The organism is Hydrogenophaga sp. FW305-3-2-15-A-LB1, assembly GCF_058787875.1.
The window spans coordinates 13,524-30,178 of sequence record NZ_JBYTAE010000044.1 but is presented as its reverse complement, the minus strand read 5'-3'; the positions used below and the strand labels follow the sequence as shown (position 1 = coordinate 30,178).

Annotated in this window: 15 protein-coding genes; 10 read left to right on the top strand and 5 right to left on the bottom strand. The window is 68.4% G+C overall.

The window, feature by feature from the left end:
- Positions 1-29: 29 nt before the first annotated feature.
- Positions 30-776, top strand: a complete 747-nt coding sequence (locus AC3WPZ_RS14870) for a BUD32 family EKC/KEOPS complex subunit (protein ID WP_492440297.1) — start codon at positions 30-32, stop codon at positions 774-776.
- Between the two features lie 21 nt (positions 777-797).
- On the opposite strand, the gene AC3WPZ_RS14865 is transcribed toward AC3WPZ_RS14870, so the two are convergent.
- The 4 genes from AC3WPZ_RS14865 to AC3WPZ_RS14850 form a co-directional block, all read right to left on the bottom strand.
- Complete coding sequence (locus AC3WPZ_RS14865; protein WP_492440295.1) at positions 798-1,568, bottom strand: class II aldolase/adducin family protein; 771 nt, start codon at positions 1,566-1,568, stop codon at positions 798-800.
- An 84-nt stretch (positions 1,569-1,652) separates the two neighbouring features.
- Positions 1,653-3,581 carry an OTU domain-containing protein gene (locus AC3WPZ_RS14860; RefSeq protein WP_492440293.1) on the bottom strand — a complete coding sequence of 643 codons (1,929 nt, stop codon included), beginning with the start codon at positions 3,579-3,581 and terminating at the stop codon, positions 1,653-1,655.
- Positions 3,574-4,023, bottom strand: coding sequence for a CesT family type III secretion system chaperone (locus AC3WPZ_RS14855; RefSeq protein WP_492440291.1), 450 nt, complete (start codon positions 4,021-4,023; stop codon positions 3,574-3,576). The genes AC3WPZ_RS14860 and AC3WPZ_RS14855 overlap by 8 nt, the downstream gene beginning before the upstream one ends.
- 178 nt (positions 4,024-4,201) lie before the next feature.
- A complete protein-coding gene (locus AC3WPZ_RS14850) occupies positions 4,202-4,462 on the bottom strand; it encodes a YkgJ family cysteine cluster protein (protein ID WP_492440308.1) in 261 nt (86 codons plus the stop codon).
- Between the two features lie 116 nt (positions 4,463-4,578).
- On the opposite strand from AC3WPZ_RS14850, the gene mprF reads away from it, so the two are divergent.
- Positions 4,579-7,149, top strand: a complete 2,571-nt coding sequence (gene mprF / locus AC3WPZ_RS14845; protein ID WP_492440289.1) for a bifunctional lysylphosphatidylglycerol flippase/synthetase MprF — start codon at positions 4,579-4,581, stop codon at positions 7,147-7,149.
- Positions 7,146-8,534 carry a virulence factor family protein gene (locus AC3WPZ_RS14840; protein WP_492440287.1) on the top strand — a complete coding sequence of 463 codons (1,389 nt, stop codon included), beginning with the start codon at positions 7,146-7,148 and terminating at the stop codon, positions 8,532-8,534. Before mprF ends, AC3WPZ_RS14840 begins: the two co-directional genes overlap by 4 nt.
- A 13-nt stretch (positions 8,535-8,547) precedes the next feature.
- Here the strand turns inward: AC3WPZ_RS14840 and AC3WPZ_RS14835 are convergent, their stop codons facing one another.
- Complete coding sequence (locus AC3WPZ_RS14835; protein WP_492440285.1) at positions 8,548-9,135, bottom strand: NADPH-dependent FMN reductase; 588 nt, start codon at positions 9,133-9,135, stop codon at positions 8,548-8,550.
- A 137-nt stretch (positions 9,136-9,272) separates the two neighbouring features.
- Here AC3WPZ_RS14835 and mnmG point away from each other — a divergent pair, with 137 nt between their 5' ends.
- The 7 genes from mnmG to AC3WPZ_RS14800 all read left to right on the top strand — a co-directional run bounded on the left by mnmG (position 9,273) and on the right by AC3WPZ_RS14800 (position 16,586).
- Entirely contained in the window at positions 9,273-11,240 is a 1,968-nt protein-coding gene (mnmG, locus tag AC3WPZ_RS14830; RefSeq protein WP_382163535.1) for a tRNA uridine-5-carboxymethylaminomethyl(34) synthesis enzyme MnmG, read from the top strand.
- The gene (gene rsmG, locus AC3WPZ_RS14825; protein WP_492440283.1) at positions 11,237-11,911 is read left to right on the top strand and encodes a 16S rRNA (guanine(527)-N(7))-methyltransferase RsmG; all 675 of its coding nucleotides are present in this window, start codon (positions 11,237-11,239) and stop codon (positions 11,909-11,911) included. The genes mnmG and rsmG overlap by 4 nt, the downstream gene beginning before the upstream one ends.
- Positions 11,912-11,972: 61 nt before the next feature.
- Positions 11,973-12,587 (top strand): LysE family transporter, encoded by a 615-nt coding sequence (locus AC3WPZ_RS14820; protein ID WP_382322675.1) that lies wholly within the window; start codon positions 11,973-11,975, stop codon positions 12,585-12,587.
- Positions 12,588-12,598: 11 nt separating this feature from the next.
- Positions 12,599-13,369 carry a ParA family protein gene (locus AC3WPZ_RS14815; protein WP_297399002.1) on the top strand — a complete coding sequence of 257 codons (771 nt, stop codon included), beginning with the start codon at positions 12,599-12,601 and terminating at the stop codon, positions 13,367-13,369.
- A gap of 16 nt (positions 13,370-13,385) precedes the next feature.
- Positions 13,386-13,925: an RBBP9/YdeN family alpha/beta hydrolase gene (locus AC3WPZ_RS14810; protein WP_382322676.1), complete on the top strand. Its 540-nt coding sequence runs from the start codon at positions 13,386-13,388 to the stop codon at positions 13,923-13,925.
- Positions 13,926-13,945: 20 nt separating this feature from the next.
- Positions 13,946-14,872, top strand: coding sequence for a ParB/RepB/Spo0J family partition protein (locus AC3WPZ_RS14805; protein ID WP_382322677.1), 927 nt, complete (start codon positions 13,946-13,948; stop codon positions 14,870-14,872).
- 157 nt (positions 14,873-15,029) lie between these two features.
- Positions 15,030-16,586: a methyl-accepting chemotaxis protein gene (locus AC3WPZ_RS14800; protein ID WP_492434548.1), complete on the top strand. Its 1,557-nt coding sequence runs from the start codon at positions 15,030-15,032 to the stop codon at positions 16,584-16,586.
- Positions 16,587-16,655 lie beyond the last annotated feature (69 nt).

Below are 16,655 nucleotides of genomic sequence, written 5' to 3'. Positions count from 1 at the left end.
GCGGCCGGTTTCGGGATAATCGCGCCCTTGTGAGCCTGCCCGAACCGACCACCCCCCCCGCCAAGACCTGGACCAAGACCGCCGACCGGCCGCTGCGCAGCTGGTCCAAGTCGCTGGGCATCTGGGTGTTCGCGCATTTCGTGGACGTGCCCGTGCCCTGGCGCGCCGTGCGCCAGACCGACGCCCGGGCCTTGCTGGCGTATGAACACGAGCGCCTCGTGGCCCTGGCGGCTGCTGGTGAGCACGTGCCCCCGGTGCTGGCCTTCGACGGGTTCACGCTCACCACCGGCGACATCGGCGAGACGGTGGACCTGCAGCTGCACCGCCGGCCCGAGGGCGAGCGCCTGCCGCTGATGGTGGCGGCCAGCGCCGACCTCGCGGCCTTCCACGCGCGCGGCCAGTGGCACGGTGGGGCCCAGTTGCGCAACACCACCTGGGACGGCCGGCGCTTCGCGCGGCTGGACTTCGAGGAGCGCCTGCGCCCGGGCATGGCGCTGGAGACCGTGCAGGTCTACGACGTGCTGCAGATGCTGCTCTCGCTGGCGCGCTACCTGCAACCGCTGGGGCCCGGCGCGGTGCTCGCCGTGCTGCAGGCCTATGAGCAGGGCGGCACGGGCGGACCGGCGCTGCGCGCCTTCATCGCCCACCTGCTGCCGCGCTTGCAGCGCGTCTCGCGCATCGCGGCGTGGTCGAAGCGGCTGGACGGCTCGCGGGAGCTGATGCGTTTGCGCACCGTGCTCGAAGGCATGGCGGCGTTTGTGGCGTCGCCTACCTGATCTGCGCGCCGCTTCTGGGCCTCAGGTCTTGTAACCCGGATCGAGTTTGTCCACCTTGCGCAGCAGCGCCGGCCACGCGAGCTGCGCGCCCTGGCCGGCGGTGGCGATGCGCATCACGTCGGCCATGCCGGCGAGGATGCGGGGATCGACCTGCGTGAGTTCACCGCCGCCGGCCAGCGCGTCGATCTGGATGCGGCAGGTGTTCTCGAAGGTGTACATGGACAGGAAGGCGTCGGCGATGGTGCGGCCCACGGTGAGCAGGCCGTGGTTGCGCAGCACGAGGTAGTTGGCCTGGCCCAGGTCGGCTTGCAGGCGCGGCTTCTCCTCGGGGCGGAAGGCCACGCCCTCGTAGCCGTGGTACGCCAGCGAGGCCAGCACGAAGGTGCTCTGCTGGCTGATGGGCAGGATGCCGGCCTTCTGCGCGCTCACGCCCACGCCCGCGCGCGTGTGGGTGTGCAGCACGCAGCCGGCCTCGGACCGCGCTTCGTGCACGGCGCTGTGGATCACGAAGCCGGCCGGGTTCACCGGGAAGGGCGAGTCGTGCAGCTTGTTGCAGGCCATGTCGACCTTGACCAGGCTGCTGGCCGTGATCTCGTCGAACATCAGGCCGTAGGGGTTGATGAGGAACTGGTGTTCACCCCCGCTCACGCTGTCGGGCAGCTTGGCGCTGATGTGGGTGAAGACCAGGTCGCTCCAGCCGTAGGCGGCGACGAGGCGGTAGCAGGCGGCGAGGTCGCAGCGCAGCGCCCATTCTTCGTCGCTGACGACTTCTTTCAAGGAAGGGATGTGCATGCGAAGCGCTCCGTGGGGCAGGACGGCCATGCTATCGCGCGCCCTGCGGGGCCGCTGTCACCTGTGCGTGGCGGGCTTGCCACGCTAGTCCGTCTTCTCGTGCTGCTCCCGACTTTCCCCGTTCATGGAATCCGTCCGCTGATTGTGTTGCCCTTGTCCGCTTCTCGGCGTTGTCCGTTGACGTGCGTTGTTGTTGGACTCATTGCCGTGGCCGACGTGGAGCTGGGTTTCCGACTCAATGGCTAGCTCGATGTGCTGGTGCGAGGCCTTCATGGAGCTTTTCGTGCCGGCCGTATTCCCGGACTGGGTTAGCGAATCTGTCTCCTGCGGACTCTGCAGTTCTCCGTTCTCCCGACGTCGAGCGGAGGACGCCTCGATGCGTTCAAAGTGATCGCCCGCCTCACCGTGAATCGAAAGTCGGTGCCGGATGTGAACCATGTTTTCGGCAGGGTCGTTGAGGGCATTCCCCTCGGCGTCGTACATGACGGTGGTGCTTTCCCCATGCAGTGCGAGGGGGCGATTCAGCACCCGGGCCAGGCACGGAAGCACCCGCGTGGGCAGATAGCACCCGTCTTGTTCGTAGTAGCGGGCAACGGAGTGCAGCAAGGCAGCTCTTTGACTCTCCTCGTTCAGCCATCTGTTTGCCACCAAGGGGTGTTGTTCGGGCCTGGATGCTTCGAGTTCACTTCGCAGTGTCTCCGGCAGGGTTTCAAGCAGGCGGTTGCCGTCCAGAACCGCATATGCCGGCTCTCCGGCATCCGCACGCATCTGAGAGACGGCCTGTTCCAGGTGGTGCTCCACCAAGTTGAGACTTTCCGCAGAATCGGCGCTGTTCTGCGCCAATCGGCGGATCTGGTTGCACAGGGCTGCCCTGATGCGGGCGGCGTCGCACCTCCACTCGCCGCCATCGAGGACGTCTGCAGCGGCGTGCAGAAGACAGTCGCCGCCGCCGGCTGTGCCGGGCCACGTCGGTTCCAGGTTGAGCACGGCGCCGCGAAGCACCGTGACGCCCTGCAACGCCGCGAGGTACCAGTCTTTGGAAGGTATCAGTGATTGGATGGCGCTGACGGGCTGGTTCATGGCGACGCGCGAGCCACCCCGCCGCGCCACTTCTTTCACGGTGATGCCGGGTCCGGTGAGCCAGCCGTGTCCTCGCCGAAGATGCCCATGGAAGAAGCAGGCAAGCAGCATGACGCCGACGGCCCCGTCGATTCCCTCGTTGAGGCCGCGAAACGCGAAGGTCCTCCATGAGTCGCTCGAAAACATCCCAAGCTCCCGGTTCATGCCACTGTAGTCGGGGTGCAGGAGGTTGCGCAGGGCCACCCAACGGCTCAACGTGATGCTCATCCCCGCATACAACACCATGTGGGTGCCCAATCGCAGGAGGTGGGTTCTGGTGTTTGCATTCAATGCCCAACGCAGAGCGCGCTCTGGATGCAGACGAACTTCAGGAAAAATGCGGCCGGCCTGAGCCTGAATGAAGTCGCGCGTCAGTGCGGCGATGGCCATGCCGAGGTAGTTGGTCGCGGTGTCCGTCCTCGACAGGTCGCTTTCCTGCCTGTAGACGGAGGCAAGGGTGAGGGCGACGCCCACGGCGGCGGTCCCGACGCCGATCCAGGTTCTTGCCGAGCGCCGTTCCCAGGTGCCGGCCGAGCCGAAGAAAAAACCCGCGAAAGCCACCGCTACAACGCTGATGGCCGCGATGCCGTGATGCGCCCCCGGCACTCCCTCAAAGCGGTCTTGGTTTTCCTCCGTCCCCAGGATCTGGGCCAGTCTCTGGGCGGTGGACTCCTGCTGCACTTGCGGCACGCCGTGACACAGGATGCGGGCACTCAAGGTGACGGCAAACCCCACCCCAGAAGAGATGATGCTGGCGGACATGTCGCGCAAGCCCGTCCAGAGCGCCACCGCCAAGATGTCGCCGATCTCAATGGCACTGTGGGGGGAGACGGTGAGTGGATAGATCGGCCCGTAGATCGGATGTGTGAGGGGGGCAGAGACCTTGTTACCCATGCGCCAACCAGACCTTTCTCCAACCGATGGCCTGTGTCGCCAGGTTTTCCAGGCGTTGGGCAAGGTCTTCGGCGCGCAGGTCTTGCAGGTGCTCTTCCATGCACAGCAGCAGGTTGCGCTCGGCGTCCGCGCCAAAGGTGGGCGAACCGCGGCCGTACAGGGTCAGGTTCAACTGGAGCAGGCTGAGCAGGGCATCGGCGCTGCGCACCTCGGGCACTGGCCCGAACACGCAGTGGATGAACAAGGCCTCGGGGTCGATCGAGCGGTGGCTCACGAGGCACTCGACGCCGTCCACCTGGAAGGTGGCGCATCGGTAGTCTTTCATGGGCAGATCCAGCCACGCGGTGGCGGGCGCCACGCCCACCAGTTCGCAAGTGGCGTTGATGAGGGGGCCGAAGGCATCGGGGCCTTGTGGGGTTGCAGGAGGAGATTCGAGTTTCATCGCGACGAGGGGTCTGTCGAAGCTGCGGGTGCGCAGCGGGCTTGCGCACGGGGGGTGGCCTGGGTGCGCACTCAGCGCGCCACGGCCGGGCACGAAGGCTTGAGTGCGGGGGCTATCCCGGTGGTTCGCGATGCGGGCCGTTTTTTGCGCGTCCAGCACAGGGAGCGCGAAGCGCGCTTCAGCGCGCGGGCTGCGTCAGCCGTTCAAGTTCGCCCAGCCAGTGCATCGCGTGTTCCCGGCTGTTGCCGCACATGGCGGCCTGCGGTTGCAGCGAGCCGCACACGGCCGGGCGCTCGGGCCGGCCGAACAGGCGGCAGCGCAGCGCGGCATCGAGGTGCGGGCAAGGCATGCCGGAAGGCTTGCCATGGGGCAGACCGGGCAGGGGGCTGCTGATCGACGGCGCGGTGCAGCAGGCGGCGCAGCCGGGCCGGCAGGCCATGGCGGAAGCAGGGGGGAGCATGGGTGGCATTGTCGCGCGCGGGCAGGGGCTTACACTGGTCCATCGCTGGTGCCCCTGGGTGCCCTTGCCTTTCACCGGAACACGTTCATCCCTTCATGCCCGTGACCACCGCCACCCCCGAGACGCTGGTGTCCCGTCTGAGCCAGTGGCGCCTGTGGGTGTATGCGGCGCTGGCCGTGCTGCTGGGTGCGCTGCTGCTGCAGGCCGGCCACAAGCTCATGACCGAGCTGAGCTACGGCGAGATCGTGGACGCGGTGCGCGCCACACCGGCCACGGCGCTCGCCTTGTCGGTGCTGGCCACCGCAGCGAGTTACTTCGCGCTCACGTTCTACGACCGCACGGCCCTGGCCTATGCGGGCGCGCAGCTGCCGCAGCGCGTGGTGGCGAAGACCGCGTTCATCGCCTATGCGCTGTCCAACACCATCGGCCTGGGCGTGCTCACGGGCGGCGCGGTGCGCATGCGGCTGTACGGGGCGGCGGGGCTGGAAGCGGGCCTGGTCTCGCGCGCCATCGTGTTCAACGCCTTCGGGTTCGGCATCGGCATCGTGGTGGTGGGTGCGGGCGCGCTGGTGTGGGGCGCGGGCACGGTGCAGTCGGTGTTCGGCACGCCGCCGGGCCTGTTGCGTGGGCTGGCGGTGGCGGTGTTGCTGGCGGCGGGCGCGTTCATCGGGTTCTGCCGGCGCGGGGGCGAGACGGTGTTCCGGGGCGTGGTGCTGCGCCTGCCGAGCGCGTCGCTGGCGCTGCAGCAGTTGTTGATTTCGGCCGTGGACGTGGTGGCCGCCGCGGCCGCTTTGTGGTTTCTGCTGCCGGCCGGGGCCATTGCCTTTCCGGCCTTCGTGGGCTTCTTCGCGCTGGCGATCGCGCTGGGCGTGATCAGCCACGTGCCGGCCGGCCTGGGGGTGTTCGAGGCGGTGATGCTGTTGGCGTTGGGCCACCATGTGCCGGCCGAGCAGCTGGCCGCCGCGCTGGTGATGTTCCGCGTGGTCTACCACCTGCTGCCGCTGGCGTTGGCCGTGGCGATGCTGGCGGGCGCCGAATGGCAGCGCGGCGCGGCCACGCCGGTGGTGAAGGCGGCGGCGAGCCTCTCGCCCTTGTTGTTGTCGGCCTTCACCTGGGTGGTGGGCGTGGTGCTGCTGGTCTCGGGCGTGACGCCGGCCACCGAGGGCGCCACCGAACTGCTCTCGCGCCACATGCCGCTGCCGGTGGTGGAGGCGGCGCACTTCCTGGGCAGCATCGCGGGGCTGGCGCTGCTGTTCGTGGCGCGCGGCATGTTCCTGCGGCTGGACGCGTCGTGGTGGGCCGGGCTGGGCCTGGCGCTGGTGAGCCTGGTGCTGTGCCTGCCCAAGGGCATCGCGGTGTCGGAAGCGGTGCTGCTGCTGGTGCTGGCGGGCGCGCTGGCGCTCTCGCGCAAGCAGTTCAACCGGCGCGCGGCGCTGTTCTCGCAGGCCTTCACCTGGGGTTGGCTGGCCGCGGTGGCGGCGGTGGTGATGGCGGTCACGGCGTTGCTGTTCTTCGTGTACCGCGACGTGGACTACGTGAACCAGGTCTGGTGGCAGTTCGAGTTCGACGGTTACGCGCCGCGTTCGCTGCGCGCCCTGGTGGCCGTGTGCCTGATCACGCTCGCGGTGGCGCTGAGCCGGCTGCTGCGCCGGCCGCAGGCGGTGCTGGTCAAGCCCGACAGCGGCGCGCTGGAGCAGGCCGCGCGCATCGTGCGCGCCCAGCCTTCGGCCGGTGCCGGGTTGGTGATGATGGGCGACAAGAGCTTGATGGTGTCGGACACGCAGCGCGCCTTCATCATGTTCGGGCGGCGCGGCCGCTCGTGGGTGGCGCTGTACGACCCGGTGGGACCGGTGAATGAATGGGCCGAACTGGTGTGGCGCTTCGTGGAGCAGGCGCGCGAATCGGGTGGGCGCGCGGCCTTCTACCAGGTGCGCCCCGAGGGCCTGCCGGTGTACCTGGACGCGGGCCTGCGCGTGCACAAGCTCGGCGAATGCGCGCTGGTGGACCTGCCCACGTTCACCTTGCAGGGCAAGGCGCGCGCGAACCTGCGCCACGGCGTGGCGCGTGCGCAGCGCGATGGCCTGAGCTTCGAGGTGCTGATGCCGGAGCAGGCGGTGGCCGTGTTCAGCCAGCTGCAATTGATTTCGGACGCCTGGTTGAACGAGCATCAGACGGCGGAGAAAGCCTTTTCGCTGGGCGCGTTCCGGCGCGACTACGTGCTGCGCCAGCCGGTGGCGGTGGTGCGACAGGGCGAACGCATCGTGGCCTTCGCGACGCTGCTGCGCACCGACCAGAAGCTGGAGGCCAGCGTGGACCTGATGCGCCAGCTGCCCGATGCACCGCGCAGCGCGATGGATTTTCTTTTCGCGCAGACCATCCTGCATTTCCAGGCGCAGGGTTACCAACGCTTCAACCTGGGCATGGTGCCGCTCTCGGGCATGGCGCAGCACCCGCTGGCGCCCAACTGGCACCGCCTGGGCCGGCTGCTGTTCAACCACGGCGAGAACTTCTACAACTTCCAGGGCCTGCGCGCGTTCAAGGAAAAATTCGACCCGGTCTGGGAGCCGCGCTACCTGGCCTCGCCGGGTGGGTTCGCGCCGTTTTTCATCCTGGCCGACGTGGCCGCGCTGATCGCGGGTGGCCTGCGCAAGGTGATCTCCAAATGAAGACCAGGACCTCGCTCATCGCGGCCTGTCTGCTGGCGGCCCTGGCGTTGCCCGGGGTGGCGCTCGCGCAGGCGAAGGCCGCTGCCACCACCGAAACACTTTCGCACGGCAACTTCAAGAACCTGTCGCTGTACCGGCCGCTGGGTGAGGCCAAGTCCTTCGTGCTGTTCCTCTCGGGCGAGGGCGGCTGGACGCCCGCGCTGGCCGCCCAGGCGCAGGCCCTGGCCGGGCAGGGCGCGCTGGTGGCCGGCATCCACACGCCGCGCCTGCTGGCCGCGCTGACCAAGGACGGCGGCGACTGCCTGCTGCCCGATGGCGACCTGGAAAACCTCTCGCACTTTCTGCAGGGGTATGCGCGCCTGCCGGCCTACTTCCCGCCGCTGCTGGTGGGCGAGGGGCAGGGCGGTACGCTGGCCTACGCGATGCTCGCGCAGGCACCGGACCAGACCTTCGGCGGCGCGGTCTCGATGGGTTTTTGTCCCACGCTGTCGGTGAAGCGGCCGCTGTGCAAGGGTGAAGGCGTGCACTTCACGCGCCGGGCCGACAGCTCGGCCCTGACGCTGCTGCCGTCACCGCAACTGCACGCGCCCTGGACGGTGTTGCGCGACAGTGAAGACAAGGCCTGCGCGCTGGCGACGGCACAGGATTTTGTGGCCCAGGTGCGCGGTGCCCAGCTGGTGAACGTGGCCGGCCCGGATGCCACGTCCTCGCTGCTCGATGCGCAGCGACAGCTCAGCCGCGCGCCCGCTGTCGCGGCGCTCCCGCCCGACACCGGCGTGGCCGACCTGCCCCTGGTGCCCGTGCCCTCCGCTGGCACCTCCGACACCTTTGCCGTGCTGCTTTCGGGCGACGGCGGCTGGGCCGGCATCGACAAGGAGCTGGCCGCGAAGTTCGCGGCGGCGGGCGTGCCGGTGGTGGGGCTGGACTCGCTGCGCTACTTCTGGTCGGCGCGCACGCCCGAGGGTCTGGCCAAGGACCTGGACCGCGTGCTGCGCAGCTTCGCCGTGCAATGGAAGAAGAGCCGGGCGCTGCTGATCGGCTATTCGCAGGGTGCGGACGTGCTGCCCTTCGCGGTGCCGCGCCTGCCCGCGAGCTCGCGTAGGCTGGTGGCGCACACGGTGCTGATCGGGCCGGGCGAGAAAGCGTCGTTCGAGTTCCGTCTGAGCAACTGGGTCAAGCGCGACAGCGGCGGCCTGCCGCTCAAGCCCGAGCTGCAGAAGCTCGCGGCAGCCGACACGCTGTGCGTCTACGGCACCAACGACCGCGACACGGTCTGCCCGCGCGTGCCCACCACACAGGTGACGCCGGTGCCGCTGCCGGGGGACCACCATTTCAACGGCGAGTACCAGAAGCTGGCCGACGAGATCCTGCGGCGCACGCGCTGAGCGCATGCGGTGGTCAGCTGTTGAAGCGCTGCGCGGCCCAGAGCGCCTGGTCGACCACGCCCTGCACGCCCAGGCGCGCGGGCTCGGCCAGTTGCCCGCTGGCATCGAAGGCCTCGCCCGCCCGCGCCAGCGCGAACTGGCGCGGGGTCAACCAGCACTGCAAATTCAATAGCAACGGAGACAGGTGGGACAGGCTTCTCAGGCCACCCAGACCGCCAGGCGAGGCGCTCAGCAGGCCCACCACCTTGCCGGCGAAGGGCTTGAGTCCGTCGCCCCACTCGGAGTCGCCCTTGACGGGGCTGGAGACCCAGTCGATGGTGTTCTTGAGCAGGCCGGTGTAGCTGCCGTTGTACTCGGGTGAGCAGATCACCCAGGCCGGGTGGGCGCAAAAGATTTCCTTGAGGCGGATCGCGGCGGCCGGCGTGCCGCGCGCTTCCAGGTCGGCGTTGTACATCGGCAGGTCGAAGTCGGCCAGTTCGAGGTGGGTCACCGGGGCGCCGGCGGCGCGAGCGAGGTCGGCAGCGACCTGGGCCAGGCGGCGGTTGTGGGACTGGGCGCGGGTGCTGCCCGCGAAGACGAGGAGGGGTGGAAAGGTGCTCATGGCCGGGATTCTGGCACCGCCGCCGCGCAGCATTCCTGCGTTCCGTGAGAGGGTGGAAGGGGCAGGAAATCCCCAACGGTGGGACAATCGCAGGTTGCCCGGGCGCACCGGGCCTGCATTTCCCCGGAAGAAGCACCATGTTGTACCCACAGGAATTCGATGTCATCGTCGTTGGCGGCGGGCACGCCGGCACTGAAGCCGCGCTGGCCGCCGCGCGCATGGGCTGCGCCACGCTGCTGCTCACGCACAACATCGAGACCCTGGGCCAGATGAGCTGCAACCCGTCGATCGGTGGCATCGGCAAGGGGCACCTGGTGAAAGAGGTGGATGCGCTGGGTGGCGCGATGGCGCTGGCCACCGACGAGGGTGGCATCCAGTTTCGCATTCTCAACAGCTCCAAGGGCCCGGCCGTGCGCGCCACGCGCGCTCAGGCCGACCGCGTGCTCTACAAGGCCGCGATCCGCCGCACGCTGGAAAACCAGCCCAACCTCTGGCTGTTCCAGCAGGCGGTGGACGACCTGATGGTCGAAGGTGACCGGGTGGTGGGGGCTGTGACGCAAGTGGGCATCCGCTTCCGCGGCCGCACCGTGGTGCTGACGGCGGGCACTTTCCTGGACGGCAAGATCCATGTGGGCCTGAACAACTACGCGGCCGGCCGCGCGGGCGACCCGCCGGCGGTGTCGCTCTCGGCCCGCCTGAAGGAGCTGCAGCTGCCGCAGGGCCGCCTGAAAACCGGCACGCCGCCGCGCCTGGACGGCCGCAGCATCGACTATTCCAAGTGCACCGAGCAGCCGGGCGATGGCGTGCCCGGCGGCATGAATCCGGACCGGCCAGTGCCGGTGTTCAGCTTCATGGGCAGCACGGCGATGCACCCGCAGCAGGTGCCGTGCTGGATCACGCACACCAATCAGCGCACGCACGACATCATTCGCTCGGGCTTCGACCGCAGCCCCATGTTCACCGGCAAGATCGAGGGCGTGGGCCCGCGCTACTGCCCGAGCGTGGAAGACAAGATCAACCGCTTCGCCGACAAGGACAGCCACCAGATCTTCCTGGAGCCCGAGGGCCTGACCACGCACGAGGTCTACCCCAACGGCATCTCGACCAGCCTGCCGTTCGACATCCAGTACGCGCTGGTGCGCAGCATGCCGGGGCTGGAGAACGCGCACATCCTGCGCCCGGGCTACGCCATCGAGTACGACTACTTCGACCCGCGCTCGCTCAAGAACAGCTTCGAGACCAGGCAGATCCAGGGCCTGTTCTTCGCCGGCCAGATCAACGGCACCACGGGCTACGAAGAGGCGGCGGCGCAAGGCCTGTTCGCCGGGCTGAATGCCGCGCTGCAGTGCCGCGGCGAAGCGGCCTGGCTGCCGCGCCGCGACGAAGCCTACCTGGGCGTGCTGGTGGACGACCTCGTCACCCAGGGCGTGACCGAGCCCTACCGCATGTTCACCAGCCGCGCCGAGTTCCGCCTGCAGCTGCGCGAGGACAACGCCGACATGCGCCTGACCGAAGCCGGCCGCCGCCTGGGCCTGGTGGGCGACGCGCAATGGGACGCTTTCTGCCGCAAGCGCGACGCGGTTTCACGTGAAACAGAGCGCCTGAAGGCGACCTGGGTGAACCCGCGCAACCTGCCGGCGGAAGAGGGCGAGCGTGTGCTGGGCAAGGCGATCGAACACGAGCACAACCTGTTCGATCTGTTGCGCCGGCCCGGTGTGGCCTACGCGGACCTCGTGGGCATGGACGGCGGCAAGCACGCGGCGCCCGAGGTTTCACGTGAAACACTGGCCGAGTTGCTCGAGCCGGTGGTGGAGCAGCTGGAGATCGCCGCCAAGTACTCGGGTTACATCGACCGCCAGAAGAACGAGGTGGAGCGCGCCGCCCACTACGAAGGCCTGAAGCTGCCGGCCGACCTGGACTACCTGCAGGTGACGGCGCTGTCGTTCGAGGCGCGGCAGAAGCTGGCCAAGCACCGGCCCGAGACCCTGGGCCAGGCGTCCCGCATTTCGGGCATCACGCCGGCCAGCATTTCCCTGTTGTTGATCCACCTGAAAAAGGGTGGCTTCAAGGGCTTTGCCACCTTGCCTGCCGACGCCGCCGCATGAGCGATCTGCGCACCACCCTGCAGGCCGGGCTGCAGTCGCTTCGGCTCGACCTCGATGCCCGTCAAGTGGACCTGCTGCTGGACTACCTCGGCCTGCTTCAGAAATGGAACAAGGTCTACAACCTCACGGCCGTGCGCGACCCGGCCGAGATGATGACGCACCACCTGCTCGACAGCCTGGCCGCCATCGGCCCGCTGCAACGACAGACGCAGGGCAGGGCGCTGCAGCTGCTGGACGTGGGTTCGGGCGGCGGGCTGCCTGGCGTGGTCATCGCCATCGCGTGTCCGCAGATCCAGGTGACCTGCGTGGACACGGTGGCCAAGAAGGCGGCCTTCATCCAGCAGGCGGCGGCCACGCTCAAGCTGCCCAACCTGCGGGGCCTGCATGCCCGGGTGGAGAGTCTCAACGCCCTCTCCGGTCAAGGCTATGACGTGGTGTGCTCGCGGGCGTTCGCGTCCTTGGTTGACTTCACGAACTGGTCGCGCGGCGCCCTGGTCGAGGGCGGCATCTGGATGGCCATGAAAGGCAAACACCCGGCGGATGAACTCGATGCCCTGAACGCCGCCACCCCCGGGGTGGATGTGTTTCACGTGGAACAGCTGCAGGTGCCCGCCCTGGAGGCCGAGCGCTGCATCGTCTGGATGCGCCCGGGCCCCGCCGCTGTTGCCTGAACATCACAGCCGGCGCGTGGCGGGCGCTTAAACTCGACCCTCCACTTCTCGGGGTTCCTCCATGTTCGGCATCGCAGATTACGGCGCTTTCGTGGCCGCCATCGTCCTCTTTTTGCTCATTCCCGGACCCGGGAACCTGGCGCTGATCACTTCCACCAGCAAGGGTGGGGTGAGCGGCGGCCTGGCCGCCACCTTCGGCGTGATCGCGGCGGACCAGGTGCTGATGTGGCTGGCCGTGGCCGGTGTGGCGGCCTTGCTCGCGGCCTACCCGGCGGCCTTCAGCGCGGTGCAGTGGCTGGGCGCGGCCTACCTGGCCTGGCTGGGCTGGAAGATGCTGACCGCCAAACCCGGCGACGCCCCGGTGCTCAACATCCGCCCGCGCCAGTATTTCCAGCAGGCGGCGGTCATCACCCTGCTCAACCCCAAGGCCATCGTGTTCTACATGGCCTTCTTCCCGCTGTTCGTGGACCCGGCCCGCCACCAGGGCCTGATCACCTTCGGCGCCATGGCCGTCACCGTGGCCGTTCTCACCTTCCTCTATGGCCTGGTGGCCGTGCTGCTCACCCACTTCCTGGCCGCGCGCCTGCGCGCCAACCCGGTCATCGGCCGCACGCTGGAGAAGCTGGCGGGGGTCTTCCTCATCGGCTTCGGCATCAAGCTGGCCCTCTCCAAATAAGAAGCAGCACCATGGCGAAAATATTTTGTGTGGCGAACCAGAAGGGCGGGGTGGGCAAGACCACCACCACCGTCAACCTGGCTGCCGGCCTGGCCAAGGTGGGCCAGCGGGTGCTGATGGTGGACCTGGACCCCCAGGGCAACGCCACCATGGGCTCGGGCGTGGACAAGCGGCAGATGGCGCTGTCGGTGTACGACGTGCTGCTGGAGTCGGCCTCGGTGGCCGAGGCGGCGGTGTATTCGGAGAAGTGCGGTTACCACGTGCTCGGCGCCAACCGGGAGCTGGCCGGGGCCGAGGTCGAGCTGGTGGAGGTGGAGCGGCGCGAGAAGCGCCTGAAGACCGCCTTGGCCGAGGTGGGCGATGCCTACGACTTCGTGCTGATCGACTGCCCGCCCAGCCTGTCCATGCTCACCCTCAACGGCCTGTGCGCGGCGCACGGCGTGATCGTGCCCATGCAGTGCGAGTACTTCGCGCTCGAAGGCCTGACCGATCTGGTGAACACCATCAAGCAGGTGCACGCCAACCTGAACAAGGACCTGGCCATCATCGGCCTGCTGCGCGTGATGTTCGATCCCCGCATCACCTTGCAGCAGCAGGTGAGCGACCAGCTCAAGGCCCACTTCGGCGACAAGGTGTTCGACACCGTGATCCCGCGCAACGTCCGCTTGGCCGAAGCCCCGAGCTACGGCCTGCCCGGCGTGGTGTTCGACCCGGCGGCCCGCGGCAGCCAGGCCTTTGTGGCCTTCGCGCAGGAGATGGTCGCGCGCATCGGCAAGCTCTGAGCGGAGGGTGTTTCACGTGAAACCTCAGAACATCCTCATCCTCCCCGGCTGGCAGAACAGTGGCCCCGACCATTGGCAGAGCCGCTGGGAGGCCAGCCACGGCTACCGCCGGGTGGACCAGCACGACTGGATGCGCCCCAAGCGCGGTGACTGGATCGCCCGCCTCGAGGAGGTGCTGCTGGGCTGCGACGAACCCGCCGTGCTGGTGGCGCACAGCCTGGGCTGCCTGCACACGGCGGCCTGGGCCTCGCACTCGAAGAACACCGATCGCGTGAAGGCCGCGCTGCTGGTGGCGCCGGGCGATGCCGAGCGGGAAGAGATGCGCCCCGTGTTGCCGAGCTGGTCACCCATCTCCCTGCAGCGCCTGCCCTTCCCCAGCGTGCTGGTGGGCAGCCGCAACGACCCGTACTGCAGCTTCGAGCGGGCCCAGGCGTTTGCCATGGCCTGGGGCTCGCGCTTCGTCGATCTGGGCGAAGCCGGTCACATCAACGCCGAGTCCGGCCTGGGCGACTGGCCGACCGGCCATGCCGTGCTGGCCGAACTCATGAACCTCTGATTTTCGAAAGAAGAAGACCCATGGTCACCAAGAAACCCAAGGGCCTCGGCCGCGGACTCGAAGCCCTGTTGGGCCCCAAGGTGGAAGAGGGCGCCGCCGCGCCGGCCGCCGCCGAGGGCGCGCCCAGCAGCCTGCCCGTGACCGAGCTGGTGGCGGGCATGTACCAGCCGCGCACCCGCATGGACGAGGGCGCGCTGTACGAGCTGGCCGAGTCGATCAAGGTGCAGGGCGTGATGCAGCCCATCCTGGTGCGGCAGCTGGCCGATGGCCCGAACGCCGGCAAGTACGAGATCATCGCGGGCGAACGGCGCTTCCGCGCCTCCAAGCTGGCCGGCCTGGACAGCGTGCCGGTGCTGGTGCGCGACGTGCCCAACGAGTCCGCCGCCGCCATGGCGCTGATCGAGAACATCCAGCGCGAAGACCTCAACCCGCTGGAAGAGGCCCACGGCCTGCAACGCCTGGTGAAAGAGTTTGGGCTCACTCACGAGCAGGCGGCCCAGGCCGTGGGGCGCTCGCGCAGCGCCGCGAGCAACCTGCTGCGCCTGCTGCAGCTGGCCGAGCCGGTGCAGACCATGTTGATGGCGGGTGACCTCGACATGGGCCATGCGCGCGCGCTGCTGGCCCTGGACAAGGCCCACCAGATCACCGCCGGCAACCAGATCGCGGCCAGGAAGATGTCGGTGCGCGAGGCCGAGGGCCTGGTGAAGAAGCTGGGCGCCGAATTCGCGCTGGCGCCGCAAAAACTCAAGAAAGAGAAATCGCGCGACATTCGCCGGGTGGAAGAAGAGCTGGCCGACCTGCTGACGGCGGACGTCGAGGTGCGGGTCAAGAAGCGCGTGAAGCGCCACGGCCGCTTCGAGGACATGGGCGAGGTGGTGATCCAGTTCGGCTCGCTGGAGGCCCTCAACGGCATCATCGACCGGCTGCGCGGCACCGCTGCCCACTGACGGCCCCGCCTGCGCCGGGAGAAACAGGCCTGTTTCTCCCGGCTTTTTCCCGCATTGCACCACTTGACAGCCGCATAACCTGAGCTGGCCCGGTCTTGCGGCGTTGTGCCTTGCTCTGAAAGTTGCCACTCGACTTGGGCCACCTGAGGAGGTACCCATGTCGCAACGCTTGAATCTGGGGCAGCGGCTGCTGCTCATCAATGCCACGCTCGTCGTGCTGCTGCTGGCCGTCGCGGCCACGGTCTGGATCATGATGGGCCGGGTGGTGGATGCCGCCGAACGCATCAACGAAACCAACGTGCCCCAGCTGCAGATCATTGCCGAGCTGGAGCTCAACGTCACCCGCACCTCGTTGCAGGTGCGCCACGCGATCCTCTCGCGCAACCCCCAGGAACTCGACGCCACGCTGGCGGACATCGGCGAGAAGAAACGCCTGCTGCTCGACGCGCTCAAGGTGTTCGGCGAGGGCATGATCGACGACGCCGGGCGACAGGCCTTCGCGCCCCTGCCGGCCCTCATGACCGAGTTCTGGCGCATCGGCGAGGCCAACGTGAAGCTCATCCAGGAAGGCAAGAAGGACGAAGCCTTCGCCTACCTGGTGGACCACACCATCCCCGCGCGCAATGCCCTGTTGAAGCCCTTGGCCCAGGAGAAGAAGCGCCAGGGCGAGCGCCTGGCCTACCGCATCGACGAGATCGAGAGCCTCTCGAAGCTCGACCGCAACATCGTGGTGGTCTCCGTGGTGGTCGTTGCCCTGGGGCTGGCCGGGCTGGCGATCTACCTGCGCAAGGTGGTGCGCTCCCTCGGTGCCGACCCCGATGAACTCAAGCGCATCGCCGACGCGGTGGCGTCTGGCGACCTCGGTGTGTCCATGCGGGTGCGCGAGGGCGACACGCACAGCGCCCTGGCCAAGCTGCGCACCATGACCGAACGGTTGGCCACGTCCGTGCACGCCGTGCGGCAGGGCGCCGAGGCCGTCTCCAACGGCAGCGCGGAAATCGCCTCGGGCAACAGCGACCTCTCGCGCCGCACCGAAAGCCAGGCCAGCGCGCTCGAGCAGACCTCGGCATCGATGGAGCAGCTGGGCAGCACCGTGACCCAGAACGCGGAACACGCGCGCACCGCCAACCAGCTCGCGCAGGGCGCCTCCAGCGTGGCCCAGCAGGGTGGCGAGGTGGTGAACCAGGTGGTCGACACCATGAAGGGCATCGAGAACAGCTCGCGCAAGATCGCCGACATCATCGCGGTGATCGACGGCATTGCCTTCCAGACCAACATCCTGGCGCTCAACGCGGCGGTGGAAGCCGCGCGCGCCGGGGAGCAGGGCCGGGGCTTCGCGGTGGTGGCCGGCGAGGTGCGCAACCTCGCGCAGCGCTCGGGGCAGGCCGCGAAGGAAATCAAGGACTTGATCGGCGAGAGTGTGGAGCGCGTGGAACGCGGCGTCACCCTGGCCGACAAGGCCGGCACCACCATGCAGGAGGTGGTGGGCAGCATCCGCCGCGTCTCCGACCTGGTGGGTGAGATCACCAGCGCCAGCGCCGAGCAGAGCGCCGGGGTGTCTCAGGTGGGCGAGGCTGTTCTGCAGATGGACCAGACCACCCAGCAGAACGCCGCGCTGGTCGAGCAGATGTCCGCCTCGGCCACCAGCCTGCGGCAGCAGGCCGAAGACCTGGTCCGGGCGGTGGCGGTGTTCCGCCTGGGCGCGGCGGCCTGAGCCCGGTTGCAGGCTTTCACAGGCGGAGCGGGCACTTCTGAGCACAATGGGGTGGCTGTCCCGCACACC

What these genes read in the sequence shown, in the direction of transcription:
- mnmG (WP_382163535.1), top strand. Translation starts at nt 9,273, where the DNA reads ATGTTGTACCCACAGGAATTCGATGTCATCGTCGTTGGCGGCGGGCAC.
- mprF (WP_492440289.1), top strand. Translation starts at nt 4,579, where the DNA reads ATGCCCGTGACCACCGCCACCCCCGAGACGCTGGTGTCCCGTCTGAGC.
- AC3WPZ_RS14800 (WP_492434548.1), top strand. Translation starts at nt 15,030, where the DNA reads ATGTCGCAACGCTTGAATCTGGGGCAGCGGCTGCTGCTCATCAATGCC.
- rsmG (WP_492440283.1), top strand. Translation starts at nt 11,237, where the DNA reads ATGAGCGATCTGCGCACCACCCTGCAGGCCGGGCTGCAGTCGCTTCGG.
- AC3WPZ_RS14860 (WP_492440293.1), bottom strand. Translation starts at nt 3,581, where the DNA reads ATGGGTAACAAGGTCTCTGCCCCCCTCACACATCCGATCTACGGGCCG.
- AC3WPZ_RS14865 (WP_492440295.1), bottom strand. Translation starts at nt 1,568, where the DNA reads ATGCACATCCCTTCCTTGAAAGAAGTCGTCAGCGACGAAGAATGGGCG.
- AC3WPZ_RS14815 (WP_297399002.1), top strand. Translation starts at nt 12,599, where the DNA reads ATGGCGAAAATATTTTGTGTGGCGAACCAGAAGGGCGGGGTGGGCAAG.
- AC3WPZ_RS14855 (WP_492440291.1), bottom strand. Translation starts at nt 4,023, where the DNA reads ATGAAACTCGAATCTCCTCCTGCAACCCCACAAGGCCCCGATGCCTTC.
- AC3WPZ_RS14805 (WP_382322677.1), top strand. Translation starts at nt 13,946, where the DNA reads ATGGTCACCAAGAAACCCAAGGGCCTCGGCCGCGGACTCGAAGCCCTG.
- AC3WPZ_RS14835 (WP_492440285.1), bottom strand. Translation starts at nt 9,135, where the DNA reads ATGAGCACCTTTCCACCCCTCCTCGTCTTCGCGGGCAGCACCCGCGCC.
- AC3WPZ_RS14820 (WP_382322675.1), top strand. Translation starts at nt 11,973, where the DNA reads ATGTTCGGCATCGCAGATTACGGCGCTTTCGTGGCCGCCATCGTCCTC.
- AC3WPZ_RS14850 (WP_492440308.1), bottom strand. Translation starts at nt 4,462, where the DNA reads ATGGCCTGCCGGCCCGGCTGCGCCGCCTGCTGCACCGCGCCGTCGATC.
- AC3WPZ_RS14840 (WP_492440287.1), top strand. Translation starts at nt 7,146, where the DNA reads ATGAAGACCAGGACCTCGCTCATCGCGGCCTGTCTGCTGGCGGCCCTG.